Source organism: Microcystis sp. M49636_WE2 (assembly GCF_030065375.1).
GTDB classification, from domain to species: Bacteria; Cyanobacteriota; Cyanobacteriia; order Cyanobacteriales; family Microcystaceae; genus Microcystis; species Microcystis aeruginosa_C.
The window spans coordinates 1-3,902 of sequence record NZ_JASJFG010000415.1 but is presented as its reverse complement, the minus strand read 5'-3'; the positions used below and the strand labels follow the sequence as shown (position 1 = coordinate 3,902).

5 protein-coding genes are annotated in these 3,902 nt (G+C 43.7%); 3 read left to right on the top strand and 2 right to left on the bottom strand.

All coding sequences use genetic code 11. The annotated features are described in order from the left end of the window. Positions 1-210, bottom strand: a 210-nt coding sequence (locus PX484_RS09940) for a phage holin family protein (RefSeq protein ID WP_288103689.1), incomplete at its 3' end; no start/stop codon positions are given. Positions 211-504: 294 nt separating this feature from the next. On the opposite strand from PX484_RS09940, the gene PX484_RS09935 reads away from it, so the two are divergent. Both PX484_RS09935 and PX484_RS09930 read left to right on the top strand, forming a co-directional pair. Then, entirely contained in the window at positions 505-894 is a 390-nt protein-coding gene (locus tag PX484_RS09935; RefSeq protein ID WP_002801976.1) for a DUF8738 domain-containing protein, read from the top strand. Positions 895-1,194: 300 nt separating this feature from the next. Next, positions 1,195-1,551 (top strand): iron-sulfur cluster assembly accessory protein, encoded by a 357-nt coding sequence (locus PX484_RS09930; RefSeq protein WP_002747572.1) that lies wholly within the window; start codon positions 1,195-1,197, stop codon positions 1,549-1,551. Here the strand turns inward: PX484_RS09930 and PX484_RS09925 are convergent, their stop codons facing one another. Then, the gene (locus tag PX484_RS09925; protein WP_288103686.1) at positions 1,552-1,686 is read right to left on the bottom strand and encodes a hypothetical protein; all 135 of its coding nucleotides are present in this window, start codon (positions 1,684-1,686) and stop codon (positions 1,552-1,554) included. A 38-nt stretch (positions 1,687-1,724) separates the two neighbouring features. Between PX484_RS09925 and PX484_RS09920 the strand changes: the two genes are divergently transcribed. After that, positions 1,725-3,902: DNA methyltransferase (locus PX484_RS09920; protein WP_353853225.1), on the top strand; the 2,178-nt coding region annotated here is incomplete at its 3' end.

Genomic DNA, 3,902 nt, shown 5'->3' with positions numbered 1-3,902 from the left:
GACCACAAAAATAAATAACCCTAGGGTCAAAATAGTTAAAGGCAGGGTAAAAAGAATCAACAGGGGTCTAATAATAGCATTAATTAAACCCAAAGCGACAGCAGCTATCAAAGCCACGGTAAAATCTTTAATTTCTATACCTGGTACTATTCGCGCTGTAATCAATAAAGAGACGGCGGTAATCAACCAACGGAGGAAAAAAGATAACATAAGCCCATCCATCTAAGATAGTTCATCCTCATCTATTTTAATCGCCATCGCCCCTTAAAGAGACGGAAGTTTTCAGGAGATGACAACGAAAACCGAGAGTGACTGCTGCTTCTACTCGAAAACCAGAGAGGGAACATAAGTAGCTGGTTATAATTAAATTAAAAATGGATTTTAGGTTCGATCCCCCCTGCCCCCCTTGATAAGGGGGGTGCCGATAGGCGGGGGGATCTGACACTGACAATAAAAAGGAAAATTTGATCAGACTATCACCCCCGGAAAGAGGCAGCACTAAAGATGATATCTAGAAAAAATTTTAGCCAGAGCCAGCAAGTAGAAATCGGTAAAACGAGAATTATTCAGGGAGCAACTGGCACTCTAATGCTAATGAGTCTGCTTTCTCTCCTCTTAGCGCCACCCAGTTTAGCATCTCCTGAGCCACCTAATTCAGTCATCGCGGCTGCCCGTCAAGATTTGAGTCGGAAAACCAAGATATCGGTTAATCGCTTGCAAATTCAAGCAGCACAACCACAAACTTGGCCCGATGGTTGTTTAGGATTAGCTAAACCGGGAGAATTTTGTACTCAAGCACTGGTGCAAGGATGGCGAATTATTCTGACTGATAACCAAAAAACTTGGGTTTATCGCACCGATAGCAGCGGCGCTAATCTCCGCTTAGAAAAGTGAATTTCTTTGGATATTTTCTGGCTGCTTTTTCGGCATCCCCAAGGCAGCGCTGTCCTGTCCGTTGGGTGATGAAAATCGGCTGAGAATGGCTCTAGGGTTTGTTTCAAGAATCTAGTCGTCTCTGGCAACGCTATTTAATTAATAATCCCAGTTTTTTGCTTTTTTTGCCCTATAACTCCTGCGAGACTGGGAAAAGTAAACAGTAATCCAGTCATCAGCCCTCAACTATCGTTAAGATGGATAGGAGAAGGTAAAGTTTTATATGTCCCCTTCAACTGCGTTTAGGAGTTCCTGCTAAAGATGACACAAGCTACTCAGATTCAAGGAAAAGGAATTTTACTCAGTGAGGCTGCCCTCAAACACCTTACCATGCTCAAAGAGCAACAGGGCAAGGATTTATGTCTGCGCGTGGGTGTGCGTCAGGGTGGTTGTTCGGGAATGTCCTATATGATGGATTTTGAGCATCCTAGCAATATTGGCCCCCAAGATGAGGTTTTCGATTACGATGGCTTCAAAATTGTCTCTGATAAAAAAAGTCTGCTCTATCTCTACGGTCTCATGTTAGATTACAGCAACGCGATGATCGGCGGTGGTTTCCAATTCACTAATCCCAACGCCAGTCAAACCTGTGGCTGTGGTAAGTCTTTTGGCGTTTAATTATTTCTCTGGGGTGATACCTTTCACCCCCGCCTCCCAGAGGCGATTTTTTTGGCCAAAACCCTTGACAAAATCGGAGACTTGACATATACTTTTTGTATAATGGGAATCCGTGCCTGCCTGCGAACCCTTCATTTTTAGGCTAGATACCCTCAATGTTAGGATAATCGGCCATGTCAGGACAAACGGGCAATAAACCACTTTTTTCTCAACACTATCTTGAGCATCGGCTGCCGGATTCTGGGGAATGGCAAGAGGATGTATCCGTGGCATTTGGCCGCTTAGAGAGTCTTTATCAACAAAAAAAGGCGATTTTGCCGACTCTTAACGAAGCGCAAACGGAAGCAGAATTAATACAACCGATTCTAGAAATTCTCGGTTTTAGTTATATACCGCAAGTAAGCAGTAGGGGAAAAGGAAGGTCAGAAAGGCCAGATTATGCCCTATTTGCCACAGAAAATGACCGTTATCAAGCCTATGCTCTCCAGAATAATGAAAGAGCCTTTTATAGTCAAGTTTTAGCGATCGCTGAGGCCAAATACTGGCAACGTTCTCTTAGTGACGTTTCTAAGAATGATCAGCGAGATATCTGGAAAAATAGTAATCCTTCCTTTCAGATCACCAATTATCTCACGGGGACGGGAGTAGATTGGGGTATTCTCACTAATGGTCGAGAATGGCGCTTATATTACCGTCAAGCGTCCTCCACAGCCACGGAATTTTATCTAGTGGACTTGATGGAACTATTAGAAGGGGGAGACCGGCAAAAATTTCCGTATTTCTGGTTATTTTTCCGTCAAGAGGCTTTTATTAAGGATATTCACGGTCAGAATTTCCTTGAACGGGTCCGGGAGGGAAGTACCACCTATGCCACCAGAGTGGGTAACGAGTTAAAAGAGTTAGTCTTCGATCGCATTTTTCCCGATATTTCTCAAGGTTTTGTATCATTAAATACAGACATACAGCCAGATTTATTGTATGAGGCGAGTTTATCCCTGCTGTATAAATTATTATTTCTGCTCTACGCAGAAGCGCGGGACTTGCTGCCGGTGAGGGGAGACTATCGCGATTACAGCTTATTGCAAAAGACGCGAGAAATTGCCGTTAAAATCGATCGTCAGCAGGTCTTTAGTGGCACCTCGACGGGAATATACGATGCTCTCCTCAGTTTATTTCGCATTGTCGATCGAGGGGATGCTAATTTAGCCGTACCTCGTTACAACGGGGGTTTATTTGACATGGAAGAAGGCCGGGTGAATTGTTTTCTCGGTCAATATAAGTTATCCGATGCGGTTTTAGCGCCCATCCTAGACAAGTTAGCACGTTTTGAGGGACAGCCGATCGACTATAGTTTTTTAGGTGTGCGACAGTTAGGATCAATTTACGAAGGATTACTGGAATATCGCATCGTGATTGAGGGGGAATCGGTGCATCTGGAAAATGATCGGGGAGAAAGAAAAGCCACCGGTTCCTATTACACTCCCGATTATATTGTTAAATATATTGTCAGTCATACCCTCAAACCAATTTTAGAGCAAAGAGCGCGACAGTTCGGGGATGTGATGACAGAAATCGCCACCCGAAGACAAGAAAGCAGCGATAGACGTTTAGGAAATCTCAGTCAGCAGGGATTAGAAAAAGAGCTACAACGCTTAGAAAAAAAAGCGATCACCACCTTACTTGATCTTAAACTCTGTGACCCCGCCATGGGAAGCGGACATTTTTTAGTAGAAGCAGTGGACTATCTCACCGATGAGTTAATCCAGATTCTCAATCTTTATCCCGAAGATAATCCCGTTTTAACCATGTTGGAAACCACCCGACAAAATATTATCGACAATCTCCGACAACAGGGAATTATTCTCGATTCTCCCACCCTTGAACCAACGCAATTATTACAGAGAGTGGTGATGAAGCGCTGTATTTATGGGGTAGATATCAATCCGATGGCTGTAGAATTGGCCAAAGTTAGTCTCTGGTTACATTCTTTCACAGTGGGCGCACCTTTGAGTTTTTTGGATCATCATTTACGTTGTGGTAATTCTCTGATCGGAACTACCGCCAAGGACGCAGAAGCCGCTATGATCGAGGAAGAAAGTGGTCAATTAACTCTTTTAACGGGCCCTTTTGTTGGGTTACTTCGGGCCGCGGAAATTATGCGGGGAATTAGTACCCTCAGCGATGCGACTTTTGCTGAAGTGGAAACAAGTGAACAGTTATTCCGTGATTTTGATAGTCAAGCTAAACCCTACAAGCGTTTATTAGATGTTTTCCTTTCTCGCTTTTTTGGGGTTAAAACTGCTATCGAGTTTCTGCAGCGCTACGGTGGTAATATATCGGCAATTAATTGG